Origin of the sequence: Pimelobacter simplex (assembly GCF_900114845.1) — a bacterium.
Classification (GTDB): Bacteria; Actinomycetota; Actinomycetes; order Propionibacteriales; family Nocardioidaceae; genus Nocardioides; species Nocardioides simplex.
This window is the reverse complement of record NZ_FOUK01000005.1, coordinates 1-16873: the sequence shown is the minus strand read 5'-3', so window position 1 is coordinate 16873 and position 16873 is coordinate 1. Positions and strand designations below refer to the sequence as shown.

21 protein-coding genes are annotated in these 16873 nt (G+C 71.7%); 8 read left to right on the top strand and 13 right to left on the bottom strand.

Translation table 11 applies throughout. The annotated features are described in order from the left end of the window. Positions 1–7: 7 nt before the first annotated feature. From BM223_RS20230 to BM223_RS20215, 4 genes are all read right to left on the bottom strand, one after another. Complete coding sequence (locus tag BM223_RS20230; protein ID WP_038676298.1) at positions 8–796, bottom strand: enoyl-CoA hydratase/isomerase family protein; 789 nt, start codon at positions 794–796, stop codon at positions 8–10. A gap of 74 nt (positions 797–870) precedes the next feature. Then, positions 871–2826, bottom strand: a complete 1956-nt coding sequence (locus tag BM223_RS20225) for an oxidoreductase (RefSeq protein ID WP_038676296.1) — start codon at positions 2824–2826, stop codon at positions 871–873. After that, positions 2823–3623, bottom strand: a complete 801-nt coding sequence (locus tag BM223_RS20220) for an SDR family NAD(P)-dependent oxidoreductase (RefSeq protein WP_038676294.1) — start codon at positions 3621–3623, stop codon at positions 2823–2825. The genes BM223_RS20225 and BM223_RS20220 overlap by 4 nt, the downstream gene beginning before the upstream one ends. Further along, a complete protein-coding gene (locus BM223_RS20215) occupies positions 3620–5263 on the bottom strand; it encodes an MFS transporter (protein ID WP_038676292.1) in 1644 nt (547 codons plus the stop codon). Before BM223_RS20215 ends, BM223_RS20220 begins: the two co-directional genes overlap by 4 nt. Before the next feature lie 82 nt (positions 5264–5345). Here BM223_RS20215 and BM223_RS20210 point away from each other — a divergent pair, with 82 nt between their 5' ends. After that, on the top strand, positions 5346–6683 hold the full coding sequence (locus BM223_RS20210) for an FAD-dependent oxidoreductase (RefSeq protein ID WP_038676290.1): 1338 nt from the start codon (positions 5346–5348) through the stop codon (positions 6681–6683). On the opposite strand, the gene BM223_RS20205 is transcribed toward BM223_RS20210, so the two are convergent. Further along, on the bottom strand, positions 6673–7809 hold the full coding sequence (locus tag BM223_RS20205) for an acyl-CoA dehydrogenase family protein (protein ID WP_200887054.1): 1137 nt from the start codon (positions 7807–7809) through the stop codon (positions 6673–6675). The two genes, BM223_RS20210 and BM223_RS20205, sit on opposite strands and share 11 nt — an antisense overlap. A 110-nt stretch (positions 7810–7919) precedes the next feature. On the opposite strand from BM223_RS20205, the gene BM223_RS20200 reads away from it, so the two are divergent. The 4 genes from BM223_RS20200 (at position 7920) to BM223_RS20180 (ending at position 10216) form a co-directional block, all read left to right on the top strand. Further along, positions 7920–8282, top strand: a complete 363-nt coding sequence (locus BM223_RS20200) for a nuclear transport factor 2 family protein (RefSeq protein WP_038676288.1) — start codon at positions 7920–7922, stop codon at positions 8280–8282. A gap of 32 nt (positions 8283–8314) precedes the next feature. Next, positions 8315–8683, top strand: coding sequence for a hypothetical protein (locus tag BM223_RS20195; RefSeq protein WP_141267184.1), 369 nt, complete (start codon positions 8315–8317; stop codon positions 8681–8683). A 201-nt stretch (positions 8684–8884) separates the two neighbouring features. Beyond that, on the top strand, positions 8885–9688 hold the full coding sequence (locus BM223_RS20190) for an NAD(P)H-binding protein (RefSeq protein WP_038676284.1): 804 nt from the start codon (positions 8885–8887) through the stop codon (positions 9686–9688). 258 nt (positions 9689–9946) lie between these two features. Beyond that, entirely contained in the window at positions 9947–10216 is a 270-nt protein-coding gene (locus BM223_RS20180) for a DUF3263 domain-containing protein (protein WP_052138134.1), read from the top strand. Here BM223_RS20180 and BM223_RS29235 read toward each other — a convergent pair. Next, positions 10213–10368, bottom strand: coding sequence for a hypothetical protein (locus BM223_RS29235; RefSeq protein WP_158510159.1), 156 nt, complete (start codon positions 10366–10368; stop codon positions 10213–10215). The two genes, BM223_RS20180 and BM223_RS29235, sit on opposite strands and share 4 nt — an antisense overlap. Positions 10369–10406: 38 nt before the next feature. Here BM223_RS29235 and BM223_RS20175 point away from each other — a divergent pair, with 38 nt between their 5' ends. The 3 genes from BM223_RS20175 (at position 10407) to BM223_RS20170 (ending at position 12207) form a co-directional block, all read left to right on the top strand. Beyond that, positions 10407–10628 carry a hypothetical protein gene (locus tag BM223_RS20175; protein ID WP_141267185.1) on the top strand — a complete coding sequence of 74 codons (222 nt, stop codon included), beginning with the start codon at positions 10407–10409 and terminating at the stop codon, positions 10626–10628. Between the two features lie 133 nt (positions 10629–10761). After that, entirely contained in the window at positions 10762–10914 is a 153-nt protein-coding gene (locus tag BM223_RS29230; protein ID WP_158510158.1) for a hypothetical protein, read from the top strand. 840 nt (positions 10915–11754) lie between these two features. Further along, positions 11755–12207: a DUF5994 family protein gene (locus BM223_RS20170; RefSeq protein ID WP_038676281.1), complete on the top strand. Its 453-nt coding sequence runs from the start codon at positions 11755–11757 to the stop codon at positions 12205–12207. Between the two features lie 85 nt (positions 12208–12292). On the opposite strand, the gene BM223_RS20165 is transcribed toward BM223_RS20170, so the two are convergent. The 7 genes from BM223_RS20165 to BM223_RS29225 all read right to left on the bottom strand — a co-directional run. After that, a complete protein-coding gene (locus BM223_RS20165) occupies positions 12293–12955 on the bottom strand; it encodes a LuxR C-terminal-related transcriptional regulator (protein WP_038676279.1) in 663 nt (220 codons plus the stop codon). Positions 12956–13233: 278 nt separating this feature from the next. Beyond that, positions 13234–13440: a hypothetical protein gene (locus BM223_RS20160; RefSeq protein ID WP_038676277.1), complete on the bottom strand. Its 207-nt coding sequence runs from the start codon at positions 13438–13440 to the stop codon at positions 13234–13236. 26 nt (positions 13441–13466) lie between these two features. Further along, a complete protein-coding gene (locus tag BM223_RS20155) occupies positions 13467–13679 on the bottom strand; it encodes a holin (protein WP_038676275.1) in 213 nt (70 codons plus the stop codon). After that, entirely contained in the window at positions 13676–14383 is a 708-nt protein-coding gene (locus BM223_RS20150) for a hypothetical protein (RefSeq protein WP_038676272.1), read from the bottom strand. Before BM223_RS20150 ends, BM223_RS20155 begins: the two co-directional genes overlap by 4 nt. Next, a complete protein-coding gene (locus BM223_RS20145) occupies positions 14380–14913 on the bottom strand; it encodes a M15 family metallopeptidase (protein ID WP_052138133.1) in 534 nt (177 codons plus the stop codon). Before BM223_RS20145 ends, BM223_RS20150 begins: the two co-directional genes overlap by 4 nt. Beyond that, on the bottom strand, positions 14910–15374 hold the full coding sequence (locus BM223_RS20140; protein ID WP_038676271.1) for a hypothetical protein: 465 nt from the start codon (positions 15372–15374) through the stop codon (positions 14910–14912). The genes BM223_RS20145 and BM223_RS20140 overlap by 4 nt, the downstream gene beginning before the upstream one ends. Next, a partial coding sequence (locus BM223_RS29225) for a hypothetical protein (protein WP_177235806.1) occupies positions 15374–16873 on the bottom strand: 1500 nt, incomplete at its 5' end. The genes BM223_RS20140 and BM223_RS29225, both read right to left, overlap by 1 nt.

Below are 16873 nucleotides of genomic sequence, written 5' to 3'. Positions count from 1 at the left end.
TGTCAGGTCAGCGACCGACCCACTTGGGCTCGCGCTTCTGGAGGAAGGCCTGGACACCCTCCTTGCCGTCCTCGGACTGCAGCGCGTTGCCGACGGCGAGGTGCTCCATGATCATGAGCGACTTCACGTCGGCGTCGAGGCCCTGGTTGATGGCCATCTTCGTCAGCTTCATCATGAAGGGGGACTTGTCGGTGAGGGTGCCGATGAAGTCCTCGACGCGCTGGTCGAGCTCGTCGGCGGGCGCCGAGTCGTTGATCAGGTCGAAGTCCTTGGCCTCCTGGCCCGACAGGAGCTTGCCGGTGAGCATGAGCTCCTTGGTCTTGCGCAGGCCGATCATCCGCGGCAGGCGGTAGATCGGGCCGGCGCCCCCGAAGAGCGCGCGCCGGATGTGGAAGTCGCCGATCTTGGCGTCGTCCGAGGCGATCGCGAAGTCGCACGAGATCATCAGCTCGAAGCCACCGGCGGTGACGTAGCCCTCGAGGACCGCGATCGACGGGGTGTTCATCGAATAGAGCCGGTCGCAGACCTGGGCGCTGAGCACCGCGACGTCCATGGCGGTGGTGGTGCCGATGAAGTCGGAGAGCAGCTCGTCGAGGTCGAAGCCGGAGCAGAACTGGTTCTGCACGCCCCGCAGGACGAGCACCTTCAGGTCGGGGTCGGCGTCGACCTCCTTGATGATCTCGTCGAGCCGGTGCAGCAGCTCCACCGTGACGGCGTTCATCTTGTGGGGTCGGTTGAGCCACACCCGCGCGACGTCGCCGTCCTTCTCGAGAAGAACGTGGTCCGTGTCCACCATCGTGGTAGTCCTTTCAGAGCCGAACTGGATTCAGTTTAGTTTGAACTGAGTTCAGTGCGGTGTCAAGGGAGTCCTCAGATCTCCGCACCGAGCCGGTAGCCCTCGGCGATCGCGTGGCTGATCCGGCGCGGCGTGAGGCAGTCGCCGATCACGCTGAGCGGGGCCTGGCCGGGGCCTGCGTCCACCGCGTCGCGGACGCCGTCGAGCAGGACCGGGACCCGCGGCGCGTGCCACACGACCAGTGCGGGCGCGAGCTCGTGGCCGGCGCCGCCGAAGGCGCTGCGCAGGGTCGGCGGCGCGTCCGGCGCCAGCACCACCCGGTGCCCGACGACGAGCTCGACGCCGGCGGCGGCGAGGCGGCCGAGCAGCGGCCCGGCACTCTCGGCCGGCACCCGTGGCGCCAGCGCGGTCAGCGCCGTCACGAGCTGGACGGACCAGCCGCTCCGGGCGAGCGCCTCGGCGGCGCTGTACGCCGGCCAGAAGCCGTCGGCCTCGTCGTAGACGACGGCCTGCCGCCCGACACCCTCCGGCACCCGGCCCAGCAGCACGTCGTCGACGCCGACCATCGAGGATCCCGGCGGCGCCGCCGGCAGCGCGGGCGGCCGCGAGCCCGTCGCCACCACGACGTTGTCGGCCAGTGAGCGGATCTCGGCGAGGTCGTCGGCGTCGATCGCAGCACCCAGGTTGACCTCGACGGGGAGCCGCCGCAGCTCGCGCCCGAGGTAGTCGACGGCGTCGATGAGGGTGGCCCGGTGCGGCGACGCCGCCGCGACCCGGACGGTGCCACCCAGCTGCGGCTCGGCCTCGAAGAGAGTGACCGCGTGGCCGCGGCCCGCGGCCACCCGGGCGGTCTCCAGGCCGGCCGGACCACCGCCGATCACGTAGACCTGCTTCGGGCGCGCGACCGCGACGCCGTACCCGGGGTGCCGGCCGCGGCCGATCTCGGCGTTGACCGCGCAGTGCAGGTGGGGGTCGAAGGCGCGGCAGTCCTGGTTGATGCCGAGGCAGCCGCGGATCTCGTCGAGCCGGCCGGTCGCCGACTTCACCGGCAGCTCGGGATCGGCGATCAGGGCGCGGGCCATGCCGACCAGGTCGGCGTGACCCGACCGGACGATGTGGTCCGCCGTTCCGACGTCGCGGATCCGCTGCCCGACGAGCGTCGGCAGCCCCGTGGCCGCGCGCACCCGCGCTGCCGACGGGACGGCGACCGCGTCGGGGTTGCTCGCGTCCTTGACGTACTTGCCGCGGGTGCCGTGGGTGATGCTGAAGTAGTCGACCCCTCGCCCGGCGAGGTCCTCGGCGATCCGCACGCAGTCGTCGATCCCCATCCCGCCGGGGACCTCCTCCTCGCCGCTGAGCCGGACGCCGAGCACGAAGTCGTCGGGCGCGACCGACCGCATCGCCTCGATGACCAGGTGCGCGAAGTGCATCCGGCGGTCGAAGGATCCGCCGAAGGCGTCGGTGCGGCGGTTGGTCTGCGGCGAGAGGAACTGCGCCACCAGGTAGCCGTGGGCGGCATGGATCTCCACGCCGTCGAGGCCGGCCTTGACCAGGTTCTCGGTCGAGACCCGCCATCCCTCGACGATGTCGTCGATCTCGCGGACCGTCAGCTCGTGGGGCGGATAGGCGTCGCGCGGCGTCTTGAGGGGCGAGGGCGCCATCGGTGGCTGGTCGGACTCACCCCCGATGAACTCGCGGCCGAGGTGGACGAGCTGCCCGATGAACTTCGCGCCGTGGCGGTGGATGACCTCGACCTTGTCGCGCAGCGCGGGCACCACGTCGTCCTGGTAGGCCTCGACCAGCTTGCGCGAGCGCAGCGTCGTCGTCGGATGGACGACGATCGCGCCGCCGACGATCATCCCGACGCCGCCTGCGGCGAGTCGCTCGAAGTGCTCGACGTCCCCGTGGGTCGGGATGCCCTGCTCGACCATGCTCGTGCCCGCCGGCAGCGCGACGAGCCGGTTGCGCACCGTCATCGACCCGATCGTGAACGGCGAGAAGGCGTGCGGGAAGGCGTCGTGGCCGCTCACGAGACCGTGAACCTTCCGCCGTTGCTCAGCAGCACCGCACCGACGACATTGCCGGCGCCGGGCGAGGCGAGGTAGCAGATGTTGTCGGCGAGCTCCTCCGCGCTGGCGTAGCCGACGGCGCCCGTCGCCTCCATCGCCGCCCGCACCGAGGACGGCGTGCGCCCGGCCATGGGGGTGTCGACCGGGCCGGGCGCCACCGTGTTGACACGGACGCCGAAGGCGATCGCCTCCTTGGCCACCGACTGCGACAGCGCGTGCACCGCCGCCTTGGACGCCGCGTAGTGCGGATAGCCGACCAGGGTGTCGAACGACGCCGACGACCCGACGGTGACGATCGCGCCGCCGCCCTGCTCCCGCATCGCCCGGACCGCGGCCCGCAGCACGTGGAAGGTGCCGTCGAGGTTGATCGCCAGGACCCGGCGCCAGCCCTCGTCGGTGAGCCGCGAGATCACGTCGACCGGCTCGCCCGACTCGCGCGCCTCCTGGATCCAGCCCTTCGCGACCGGGTCGTCGACGCCGGCCGTGTGCACGACGACGTCGATGCTGCCGGACTCCGCGACGACCGCCGCCACGAGCGCGTCCACCGCGGCCGCATCGGTGACGTCGACCGCGTGCGCCCTCCCGCCGACCGACGCGGCGACCTGCTCGGCGTTGGGCGCGACCACGTCGGCGACGTGAACGTGCGCGCCCTCGGCCGCCAGGCGCCGGACGACAGCCGCACCGATGCCTGAGCCGCCTCCCGTCACGAGCGCGGTGCGCCCGGCGAACCGGCGCATCCCGTCGGTCTGGTCGTTCATGTGTGCCTCCTCCGCCGGCGTGGTGCCGGCCTGTCGTGGGACTCCTCGGGCCGCGCCAGGATCAGCGTCGGACCGGTGGACCTGGTGGTGGTGGAACGGACGGCGTCCCGTAGGCGGGACTCGGGGACGGTGAGCCGCGACGTCTCCTGCTCGAGCAGGAGGACCCGGTCGCGGACGACGTACGTCTCGACCCAGGTGCCGGGGTGCTGGGGGTGTGGCGCGAGCGTCCAGGAGCGGGCGCCGGTGCGCAGGCGCGAGAGCCGGAGGGCGTCCATCGCACGCCGGAAGGACTCTGCGGCGGTGGCGCTGACGACGTACTCGTAGCGGACGAGCAGGGCGCCCTCACCGGCGTCGCGTACGAGCGCGGCCACGGCGGGGTCGGGCGTCGTCGGCAGGGGTTCGATGCCGGCGCTGGAGCGCATCCCCACGACGAGCAGCCCGACGGAGTAGCCCGCGAGCACCCCGGCCGCGACCACGAGGGCGGGGCCGACCCCGAGGAGGTCGGCGACGGCGCCCCAGAGCAGGGCGCCGAGGGCCTGGGTCCCCTGGAAGAGCATGAGCAGCAGCGCGACGACCCGCGGCCGCACCCAGTCCGGGAGCGCCTGGTGGGCGAGCATCATCCAGGTGCTCTGCACGGCGACCCAACCCACGCCGCCGAGCACGAGGAACGGCACGAGCACCCCGATCTCGCCGACCAGGCCGAGCGCCGCGAGCGTCAGGGCATAGCCACCGGAGAGCACGGCGACGAACAGGTGCACGCTGACCCGGGCCCGGATCCGCCCGAGCGTGAGCGCGGCCGCGACCGAGCCCCCGCCGATCACGGCCATGGTCGCGCCGAAGCCGGCGGAGCCCAGGCCCAGCCGGTCGTGCACGGCCAGCGACACGAGCGCCCACAACGCGCTGGCGGGCAGGCCGAACAGGATCATCCGCACGAGGAGCCCCCGCGTCCACGGGGAGTGCCGGACGAACCAGAGGGCGCCGCACACCGCTGCCAGGACCGACTCGGTCCGCCCCGGCCGCGCGGTCGTCGGGGTGCCGGCGAGGAGGAGCAGTCCGACGCACACGATGAAGGTCACGGAGATCCCGGCGAAGAGCTGCAGCGGACCGGAGAGACCGAGCGCGATGCCCGCGACCAGGGGCCCGACAGCGCGCGCCAGGTTGAACACCGCCCCGTCGAGCAGCACGGCCGCCGGGACGAGTGGCCGCTCGACCAGCTCCGGCAGCATCGACTGCCAGGCGACGCCCACCACGACGAGCGCGGCTCCGACGACGAGCACCGTGAGCAGCAGCGGCACGGCACCATCGGCATCGGTCGCGATCAGGCCGGCCGCCGTCGCCGCGGCGAGAGCCGAGGCGAGCGCGGCGCGTACCAGGAGCCGCTCGCGCGCGGCATGGCTGACCACGACGCCGACCGGCAGGGCGAGCAGCAGGAAGGGCACCGCCATCGCGGCGGGCGCCAGCGCGACGACCGTCGCCGACTCCCCGCGCTCGGTCAGCAGCCACTGGACGCCGACCACGTGGACCCAGACCGCGACCGCGTTCATCAGCTGCACGGCCAGCAGCAGACGGAAGGCCCGCACCCGGAGGGCGGCACCGACACCGCCCGCCTGGTCCGCCTCGTCCGCCGTACCGGTCCGCATCCGGGTACCACCCTTTGAACTGAAGTGAGTTTGGTTTAGGGTAACTCACATCACATCCGGAGCGAGAGGCGGACAGAGCGAGATGGTCGAGACGGTCGAGACGGACCTGCTGGTGATCGGCGGAGGGATGGCCGGCCTGACCGCGGCCGCGCGCGCGGCGCACGACGGCCTGCGGGTGGTCGTCGTCGAGGTCGGCGCCGACGTCGGCGGCTCGGCCCGCTTCGCCGGCTACGCCTGGACCGCTCCCTCGCACGAGGTGATGGACGCCGTGAACCCCCGCGGTGACGCGGCCCTGCGGCACGCGCTCGTCGACCGCTTCAGCGACGGCATCGACTGGATCCGCTCGGTCGGCGTCGAGGCGCAGGAGCCGGTGACGCTGCTCGGGTTCGGGCGCGGCCACCAGTTCGACACCAACCAGTACGTCGACCGGTGCCGCCAGCTCGTCCTCGCCGCCGGCGGCGAGGTCCGCCTGCGCACCGAGACCTCACGGCTGCTGACCGAGGACGGCCGGGTCGTCGGCGCGGCCGTCACCGGCCCGGACGGATCAGCGGAGGTCCGGGCCCGGTCGACCCTGCTCGCCACCGGCGGCCTCCAGGGCGACCCGGAGCTGCTCCGCACCCACGTCCACCCGCTCGCCGGCGACCTGCAGCTGCGGGCCAACCCGCACAGCGCGGGCACCGGGTACCGGCTGGCGACCGAGGTGGGCGCCGCGACCGGACCGGACGACGCCGGGTTCTACGGCCACCTCGTCCCGAGCGGCGTCGCGTTCGCCGACCCGTCCGACTTCGTCGACCTGTCGCTCTACTACAGCGAGCACGCCCTCCTCTTCAACCTCGCCAACGAGCGGTTCACCGACGAGACGCTCGGCGACCACCTCACGACGATGGCGCTGCTCGAGCAGCCGGAGGCCCGCGGCCTCCTCATCGCCGATGCGCGCGTGCACCGCGACTGGATCGTCGCGTCGTACGTCGAGGGCGCCGTCGCGCTCGACAAGTTCGCCATCGCGAACCGCCGCGGCGGCCGGGTCGGGCTCGCTGAGACGCTCGACGAGCTGGCCTACCTGCCCGAGGAGTGGGGCTACGACGGCGCTGCGATCAAGGCCGCCATCGACGCCTACCACCGGACGATCGCGGCCGGCGGGACGCCCGAGCCCGGCCGTCGCAACGACCCGTCACCGATCGACGAAGGACCTTGGTATGTCGTCGAGTGCGTGCCCGCGGTGACGTTCACCTTCCACGGCATCCGCATCGACGACCAGGCGCGGGTGCTCGGCACCGACGGCCGCCCGGTCCCCGGACTGCTCTGCGCCGGTTCCGACAGCGGCGGCCTCTACCACCGCGCCTACGCGGGCGGTCTCGCCCCGGCCCTGGTCTTCGGGCTCGCCGCCGCGGCGACGGCGGCATCCGCGCTCACCCGCTGACGGCGCCGGCAGCGGGGAGTCCGACGAGGTCGGCGATCCGCGCACGCTGGGTGCGGCTGGCGCCGAGCAGGCCCTCGTCGCCCAGCGCCCGGCGCAGGTAGTAGTGCGCGCGGTGCTCCCAGGTGAAGCCGATGCCACCGTGCAGCTGAACCGCCTCGTGCGCCGTCCGCACGACCGCGTCGGCTGCGACGGCCGCGGCGACCGCCACCGCGAGGACCGCGTCGGGCCCGCCCTCGTCGAGCGCGGCCAGCGCGTAGCGCGACGCGGAGCGGGCCCGCTCCCGGTCGACCAGCACGTCGGCGAGCCGGTGCTTGATCGCCTGGAAGGAGCCGATCGCGCGTCCGAACTGCTCACGCTGCGCGACGTAGGCAACCACCTGGTCGAGCAGCTCGCCGACGATGCCGCTGTGCTCGGCGGCCACCGCGGCGTCGGCGATCAGGCCGAGCCGGGCGACGACGTCGGCGCACCGCTCGGGGCCGACGACGACCCGCGCTGGCGCGCTGGCGAGCCGGAGGTCCGCCTGGCGCCGGGTCGGGTCGACCGTCGTGCGGTCGGTGATCTCGAGGTCCGCGGCCCGCACGGCGAGGAGCAACCGCCCCTCGGCGGTGGTCACATCGAGGACGACGACGTCCGCCGCCGCCCCCTGCAGCACCCGGGACCGCGCGCCGGACACCGTCCAGCCGCCGTCGGGCGCCTGCTCGGCCGTCAGCTCGTCGCCACCGGTGGACGTGACCACGACGAGCTCACCGGAGAGTGCGTCGGCCAGCAGGTCCGCGACCGCCGTGGGGTCGTCGGCCGCGGCGAGCGCCTGGCAGCCGAGCACCGCTGAGGCGAGCACCGGCTCGGGGAGCAGCGCGGCCCCGCACTCCTCCAGCACCACCCCCAGGTCGGCGAGCCCGTAGCCGTGCCCGCCCCGCTCCTCCGGGACGGCGAGCCGGCCGATCTCGAGCTCGGCGTTCAGCCGCCGCCACAGCTCCGCGGAGTAGCCAGCCGGGGTGTCCGCGGCCGCGCGGACGGTCTCGTGGTCGGCGTACTTCTCGAGGAGCCCGCGGACGACCTGGCGCAGCTCCTCCCGCTCGGTGACGGGAGCCATCAGGGCGGGGTCGAGCTCGGGCCAGGGGTTCACGACAGCGTCCTCCACGGATGCGAGATTGAAGTGAGTTCAGTTTAAGCAGGCGGCCCCCGGGCAGCAAGACCCTCTGGACACGGCGCCGCTAACTGAACTAAGTTCAAATCATGAGCAGCGTCACCCTCACCCGCTACTACGCCGCCGTCGATTCCGGCGACCTCGACGGGGCCATGGCCCTCCTCGCCCCCGACGTCCGGTCGGCGATCCTGGTGCCCGGCCGCACCGTGCGCGGCACGGACCGCCAGGCGCTCCGCGACTACCTGACCGGCCGCGGCGCCGTCGTACGGCGTCACGTGCCGCTGCGCGAAACCGTCGAGGGCGACCTCGAGTTCGTCTACGGCAAGGTCGTCGAGGACGAGCGCACCACCACCGGCTACTTCCTCGCCTCCGTGCGGATCGACGAGGCCGGGCTCATCGCGGCCTACCAGGTCGCCTTCGACCCCGAGCTGTCCCTGCTCCCCGACGCATGAGCGCGCCCACCCACCCCCAGGAGACCCCGCAGATGACCGCGACCCCCCTGCTGCACGCCTGGTTCGAGATCATGGACTCCACCACGCCCGAGCGCGTGCTCGACATGATCACCGACGACTTCCGCCTCTCGATCCTGTTCTCCACCGGCGACAGCGCCGCGGAGTTCGAGGGCGACCGCGCCGGCCTCGAGGTCTACCTCGCCCAGCGCGAGGTCAGCGTCCTGACCCACCACCTCCTCCAGGGCGCCCGGATCGGGGACGCCGAGCTCGTGCTCGGTGAGACCCGACGCGACGGCGTCTTCGAGGCCTCGTTCAACGCGAGCGCCCAGCTCACCGCCGACGGCCGCCAGGTGCGGCGTCTCCTCATCTGCCGCAGCCCGAAGGTGCGCTTCACCGACTGACGAATCGGGTCGCCCGCGCCCCCTCACTGCGCCTACGATCAGCCGGACATGCTTCTGACACGGCTCTGACGCACCCGCACCGTCGCCCCCGCCGGCGAGCGCTTCCGATGCGCTCGCCCTCTCCTGCCTGCCCGTCGCGAGGGCACCGGCCCCCTGCCCCGCCGGTTCGACCCGCGACCCCCTCAGACAGGAGCAACCACCGTGACCACCTACCTCATCACCGGCGCCACCGGCACTCTCGGCCACCTGGCCACCCAGGCCCTCCGGGCGCTCGAGCCGACCGCCGACATCACCGTCCTGGCCCGCCCGGGCGCCGACACCGACCGGCTGCGCGAGTCCGGCGCCGCCGTCCGCCGGGGCGACTACGACGACCCGCCCAGCCTCCGCGCGGCCTGTGCCGGCATCGAGCGCGCCCTGCTCGTGTCGAGCCCCGTGCTCGACCCGACCGTCCGCGCCCGCCAGCACCTCGCCTTCCTCGACGCCGCCGCGGCGGCCGGCGTCGCGCACCTGACCTACACCAGCGCGCTCGGCGCCGAGCACGACCCCGGCCACCACCGGACCGAGCAGGCGCTGGCGCAGGGCTCGACCAGCCACACGATCCTGCGCAACGGCCTCTACACCGAGCCGTTCGTCGAGCGGGCCTGGCAGGAGGCGCTCACCACCGGCGTCGTCCGCTCCGCCACCCAGGGGCACGCGCTGCGCACGGCGTCCGTCCACGACCTCGCCCGGGCCGCCGCCCACACCCTCGCGACACCCCTCCCGGGCGCGACGCTCGAGCTCAACGGCCCCGAGTGGACGTACGACGACCTCGCCGACGCCATCACCACCCGCCTCGGCCGCCCGGTCCGCCACGAGAGCGTCGACGACGCCCAGCTCGGCCCGTTCGGCGCGGTGCACGCGCTGTTTCGTGCGGGACTGCTCGCGCAGTCGCCCGCGGACCTGACCCGCCTGATCGGGCAGGCGCCGCGGACGGCCGCCGAGGTGCTGGCGGTGGTCGCCGGCTAGCCGCGCAGCGCCCGCCCCGCAACGACGACAGCCCCCGACCGCGACTGCGCGGATCGGGGGCTGTTCGTCGGAGCCGCCTGTCGGAATCGAACCGACGACCTAATCATTACGAGTGATTCGCGAATCACGCTCAGAATCCGGGAGAACTGGTCTCAGGGCAGCAATCTAGGCAGCAATCTGCCCACTGCGCAACCCGTCCGCACCCACTCCCCCGCCACTTGCCGGGGTTGTGTCGGACCCTCCCGGCACCATGACTCCATGCCCGAGCTCACCGACACCGAGACCGAGATGCTGACCTTCGAGCGCCAGTGGTGGAAGTACGCCGGCGCGAAGGAGTCGAAGGTGCTCGAGGACTTCGGGGTGTCGATGACGCGCTACTACCAGCGGCTGAACGCGCTGATCGACCGGCCGGAGGCGCTGGCGTTCGACCCGCTGCTCGTGAAGCGGCTCCGGCGGCTGCGGTCGGACCGGCAGCGGCAGAGGTCGGCGAGGCGGCTCGGCTTCCAGCTCGACGCCCAGATGGACTAGTGGTCGACGTCGATCCAGAGCAGGATGTGACCCTCGGGCAGCGCGGCCCGCAGCTCGGCAAGGCCGGCGTCGTAGTCCTCGGTCTCGACGGAGCGCTCGGTGATCTCGGAGTCGGGATCGCTGCGGAGGCGGTGGGCGATGCGGATCTTCACCGCAGGACTCTATCGAACGGGTGTTCTATCATCGATGGATGGGACAGCGACACGTGTGGGTGCGGGAGCAGTTCGGGCCGCGGCACCTGCCCGGGCTGATCCTCGCCTGGCGGCAGAACGAGCACGGCGAGTGGGAGGCGTTCGTGACCTGGGACAACCAGGCCACCGCGGTCGACCAGATCCAGACCGACTGGGTGCCCGCAGAGCGCCTGAGGCCGGTCAGCGCCGGTCGGCCACACGGAGGCACGGCCTACGGGTGAACATCTGGCTCCGCCGATGTAGTTGGCGGCCCCCGGTCGTCCGAGGTGGGCTCCGGCTGCGACTCGGGGGCCTGAGCCCACCATGCCACCGCTGCACCTGGTGGTCCAGGGGCCTCGGTGGGAGGATGGCGTGGTGGATGAGCAGGTCTCCGGGCGCGTCTTCTGCCACGTCTGCGAGCAGGTCACCGACCACGTCGACAAGGGCGACGAGACGGTCGCGGCCGACGGCGACATCGTGATCCCGTGGATGACCTGCGCTGAGTGCGGCGCGGACAACCTCGCCTAACCTCCCAAGAGGCGACCCCGGCCGGTCGGCCCACCACCCGAACCGGGGTCTAACCGGAACACCCGAGCGCTCCGGCTCTACTCCCACTACCCCTCCCGGGCACCGCCAGTCTCGACCCGCCTTGACTCTCTCGACGATTTCCAGGGTCTCAAGAAGCCGTCACGCAAGACAGCGACCGGACCCAGTGAGTCCGGCCGCCGTTGCTGTGACATCTGGACGTGCGCCTGATACCCAGCGAAACCGAAGACCAAGAACGAAGAGATGCGGTCCGATGAGCCGGACCCGAGGTGGCGAGTGGTGCGTGACTGCCCGCTTGCTCCTACAACTCCTTGACCGTAGCACCGATCTGAGTTCGGTGCAGTCGAGGCCGATGTGGCCGCACACTGCGGGGTACCGTCGAAGACACCTGAAGCATCACGCGGATCGCCGCGTCGGCAGACAGGTGGTTCGGAGCGGATCATGACAGCGCCAAAGACCGCGCCAGGTCTGAAGCAAGCTGGGGTCGAAGGACTGTGGGAGCAGCGTCGTGGGCGTGCACTGTTGGGCGCCTGCCAAGCCGAGCTCGTATCGGCGCGCGCCCTGCTCCTAGATGCTCGTCACCGAGGTGGGCGGGTAGACGTCGAGCTGTTTCGGGACGATCTCGTTGCTGCGCTGGAACAGTACGCGGCAACGATCGAACTGTCTGGAGCACCTATGCCGCAAAGGGTGCGAGCCGAGCTCCGGCTCTACCGCAGTCTCGGGCGTCGTCGCTGACCGTGACCGGGGTAGTGTTGTAAGCAATCAAGCCGCTGGATCTGGCCGAGCTCGGCCTCCAGGGCGGCACTGGAAGGTAGGCGTCTCATGACGTCGTCCCAGCAAGGTTCTTCACCCCTCGATCGGGTTCCCTTGCGGATCCGCATCGACGGCATCGCATCAGACAGCCCCCTCGACGGTGCATGGTGGCCGCAGTCCAGCGACCTCCAGGCCGAGTGCGCGGACCTCATCGACCATCTACCTGAGCAGCATGGGCGGGTTGCAAGGTTGCTGTTCTCCCGTCCCGATTGGGAGGCCGGCCAACTGACTTGGCCTCGCGCGATCAACGCCGCCCGAGGTCGGGTGAAGATCGGGTCCTTCCCCGGCGACGACACGCACCTGATGACACTCGTCCTCAACTCGCGAGCACGGCTGCACCTACTGGTCATCCCGAGCGAAACCAAGCGCGGCGTCGCGTTGACATTGATGAGCCAGGCAGCCGACAGCCGGAACCGTCGCTCCGCCTCCGACCTCCTCGACAAGGTGGCTGCACCAGCCTGATCGGCCTGTTCCGGCCAAGGGCCGGCTAGCTTAGATCGCGCAACGCCGGCGGCGCCACGGGCGCGCGTCGGCGCCGTCGAAGAGGTCACGCTGCAGGCGGGTACCAGGCTGCCCGGTAGGCGGCGCCGACGGCGGCGATCTGCGATCTCAGTTCGAGTTTGCACAGGATGGACTTCACCTGGCTGCGCACGGTGGCTTCAGACACAACGCCTGTGCGCGCGATCTCGTGGACGACTTCCCCGTTCATCAGTGCGGACAGGACCTGGGTCTCGCGGGGGGTGAGGCGTTCTAGGCGGAGGCGGATCGCTCGCACTTCGTGTTGGTCGGCAATGGCCGCCTCGATGAGGAGCGTGCGTCGCTCTCGGTTCATCAGCGGCCGGCCTTCGCGGGCTCGGTGCACGGTGTGGACCAGCTGGTCGAGGGAGCAGCTCTTGTGCAGGACCTCTTGGGCGCCGCACCGCACGGCCGCTCCCCACTGCGCCTGGTCGACGCTGTCAGTGAGTAGCACCACGGTCCCCCCGGCGGCCGTCAGCGGCGCGATCAAACGGAGGCCGTTGTCGATCGTGCCCAGGTCGTGCTCGAGAAGGACGAGCCGTCCCGCACTGCGCAGGGCGGCGCCGAGGACGGTGGCCAGAGAGGTGCGAGGGTGGTCCAACGGGAGGCTGGTCACGACGTAGCCTTCGCCCTCCAGAACGAGCGCTACGCAGTTCGCGAGCAGCGTGTGCCGGTCGATGATGGTGATCCGCATCGGCTGACCTCTGGTGCCACCGGTCGCCGTCAGTGCTGGCATGAGCGTCCTCCTGAAGCTGCTGACGAGGACTCGCGAGGGGCACCACGGGTCGATGGACTCATCTGTCTAGCACTCGCCCACGCGCGGCGCTATAGGGTCGCCGCGCCGATACGAATTGGTCACGAGACATCCCCAACGTTGGGGACGGCCAACGGACGCTATCTGCGTGGCCTACGGATGAACGCCGAAAGCCGCCCGCCTCCAGGTGGAGACGGGCGGCAGCGGGGTGTGCGAGCTCAGTGGCGGCAGGCGACGCGCTTGGTGAGGTGGGAGGCACCGTTGGTGGCCGCGACGACAGCCGGGATCAGGATCAAAGGGTTGAGGTGGCGGGCCTCGATGAGCCAGTAGGCCCCGACCGCGGAAATCAGCCCGACGACCAGCTGGAGAAGTCCTGCGAGATCGAGCTGGCGGTAGGAGTGGTGCTGGTGGCTAGTCGTCGTCATGCGCTCCCTTCCAGTGCGGTAGCGGGTCAGGTGGTCGTGTCTGGTCCGTCGCTCGAGGCCACGGACATCAGGATGGACACGACGCCGGCGAGCCCGGAGGCGGAGGCCACGCCGATCCAGTCGACGTCGAGGAGGCCGACGGCGCCGCTGGTGACGACGCCGACGGCGGTCTGGGCGCAGGTCTTGATCGCGCGGGTCGACGCGTCGCGCCAGAACGCGGCCTGCCAGATGGTGGTCATGGGTGCTCCTTCGGTGTGGGCCAGAGGGTGAGGTAGGTGGCGGGGTGGTCGCTGCCGACGTCGCGGTGGGTGAGGCCGTCGGCGGGGATCCAGGAGCGCAGGGCGAAGCCGTCGATGCCGTGCATGTGGATCCGGCGGGCGGGCATGGCGTCGGCGATCGCGAGGCGTCGGCGGTTCCAGTCGGCTCCGATGTCGTAGACGGCGAGGGTGCGGACCAGCCGCATCCAGGTCGACCACCACGGGGACCAGTTCCGCTTCGGCGGGGCGTGGCCGGCGGCGACCTTGTGGCGCCAGCGCCAGCGGGTGCCGGGGTCGATCTTGAGGACCGCGACCACGACGTGCCGGTCGTTCATCTGTCGGGCGCGGCGGCCGCGGAGCCAGGCGGCGACGCCGAGACGCAGGTGCCAGCGCTTGATGTAGCCGCGGGAGCGGCGGATCGCGACGGCGCATCCGGCCTTGGCCCAGGTCGAGGTGTCCTGGGCGACGTCCCAGCCGGGGCCTAGCACCTCGGCGACGTCGATGTTGGCGACCTCGCACATGGTGAGGACGTCGGCGTGCTCGGCGGCGGCGAGGACGATCCCCTTGGTCTTCTCGGCCGAGGCGGTGGCGCCTTGGCCGTTGACCTGGCCGCGGCGCAGGGGCCGGGGGCGGGAGAGGCCGCGAAGCCGGCGTCGGCGGAGCCAGCGGCGCCGGTCGCGGCTCACGAGAGGATGACCGCGCGCTGGGAGGGGTTGGCGGCGAGGATGCGCCGGCCGCGGGGCGTCTTCATCAGGCGCCGGGCCTCGCGCTCGCAGACGGTGATGTTCTGGACGATCTCGAAGTGCATCTCGTCCTTGCGGCCGTGGTAGTCGCCGCCCCAGCGGATGACGCCGCGCATCTTGCGGAGCTTCGCGTGCAGGGCATCGACGGCAGTGCGTCGGCGGAAGATGCCGGTGCGGACCTTGCCGAGCGGGTGGGCCATGGCGTTGAGGTCCATCGCTGTGGCGCTGTAGTGGTTCGACGGGGTGATCGCGTTGCGGATCGCCCGGACGGCGTGGCCCCAGTCGTCGAGGACCCGACCGAAGACGGGCTCGATCTTCTCGGCGTACCAGAGCGCGAGGTAGGCGAGCAGGAAGCCGGCGGACCCGTTGCGCAGGCGCAGTGTGAAGGTGCCGGTGCGCGCGGGAATGACCCACGTGTGGAGGCGCTGGTCGCCGTACTCGAGGAGGGGCCAACGGTTCTGCGAGGTGGTCATGACGGCGGCTCCTGGATCTCGGGGGCGGTGGGATCGGCCTGCTTGGCGATGGCCTCGACGCCCCGCCACATAGCGACCTGCTCGGCCTTGTTTGCGACGCGCTCGATGGTCTGGTCCTCGAGCTGCTTGAGCCGCGACTCGTGCCCGTCCACGCGCTGCTCGAGCCGCTGCTGGTGGACCTGCTGGTCGACGAGCTTGGTGACGGTGACGGTCAGGAGCTCCATCTGCTGCTCCTGGTGCGCCATCCGGGCGCCGACTCCAGGCAACGCGGGGTGGATCTCCTCGCCCGTGATGGAGTCACGGATCGCATCACGGCCGAGCAGCGCGTCGATCGCTGCCCTCCCGGTCGCGCGCGCCTTCTTGAGCCGCGGGTGGACCCAGCGCAGGTAACTGAGCAGGGCGCCGAGCAGCGCGAGCACCCCGAGGACGAGGCCGACGATGTCGTTGGTGCGGTCGAGCATCAGGCGGCTCCGAGGTAGGCGACGGACAGGTTGTTCATGTAGGTCTGGGAGACGTCGAGGCCGTAGTTCACGCCGGGGTTGCCGATGAGGCTGATGACCTGCCCGGCGGCGAGCTTGACGTTCGCGGAGACGCTCTGGCTGGTGATGTTGGCGGCGTCCTGTGCCCAGGCGTAGGCGCTGTCGGTGACGACCGTGGCGAAGGTGCCGGGGGTGTTGCCGATGCCGATGAACGCGAGGCGCCGAGCCGAGGAGACCGAGGAGGCCCAGGTGAGGTTGGCGTTGACCTGGTACCAGCCGCCGATGGGCACGGTGACCGTCCCCGCCTCGAGCTTCGCGCCGCCCGAGACGTCGGTCCCGTTGCGGATCGTGTCCATGGTGACGACGGTGGAGACGCCGGCAGTGAGGGTCTGGCCGCTGGTCTTGTAGACGCTGATCGCGGGGATGGGGTTACCGGGTGCGCCGGCGTTGGCGCGGGTGATCGCAGACGTGGCGAGCTCGGCCACGGAGTCGAGGGCGGACTGCTCGTCTTGGGCGGCCAGTCCCTTGGGGTTGGCCTGCAGGTCGCCGGCGGCCCAGTCGAACTCGACGTCGCCGAGCACGACGCTGGTGTTGCGCGAGAGGCCGCGAGGGTCGGGCACTGAGCGCAGGGCCATGCCCTGGCCGGCGCGGACGAAGGCGAGGTCGGCTTCGCGGCCGCCGAGGTTGGCGACCTGGCCGGCGGAGAGCTTGAGACCGTTGGTCCACCCGGCGCGGCCGGCGTTGGCCTCGGCCCACAGGCCGGTGGCGATCGCGACCGCCTCGGCCGGGAGGAGTGGGCCGCGGTCGAAGATCTCCTTGGGCTTCTCGACGGGCCGGGTCGGAGAGACGGCCGGGTAGGAGGCGGTGTCACGGCGGCCCGTGGTCTTGTTGGTGTAGCGGACGAAGACGACGTCGACCCGCTCGGTGCCGGATGCACCGAGGACCCCGGAGCCAGGGGTGACGAGCCAGCTGATCGCCGTCTCGACAGCGGGAATGATGATGAGCCGCCGTCGGGAGTCGACGTGCCAGGCCTGGCCGTTCTTGGTGGCCCAGGCGTCGAGGACGGACCGGACGGTGGTGAGACCGGAGCCGGGCTCGCCGACCTCGGTGTTGCCGAAGTCCCCGACGCGCTTCCAGGACAGGGCGCCACGGTTGATCGCGGCGTCGATAACCTCGTTGGGCTTGGTCGAGGCGTTGCCCAGGGCGTCGAGCGCCATCGCGTTCTCGGCGTCACGGGAGGCCCCGACGGCACCGATGGTGCCGGCGTCCCAATCCGGCTCGACCAGGGTGCCGGCCCACAGGCACGCCGGGCCGCGCATCAGCTCGACGGGCGCCTTGTCGCGCAGGGCCGGGTGGCGCCAGTCGTTCTTGAAGATGATCCGGGCCGAGAGGTCGACGTCGCCGTTGAGGTCGCCAGAGTGCTTGAGGCCGTCCCAGCGCACGATGCCGGACAGGCAGTAGCCGCCGACCCGCAGCTCGGG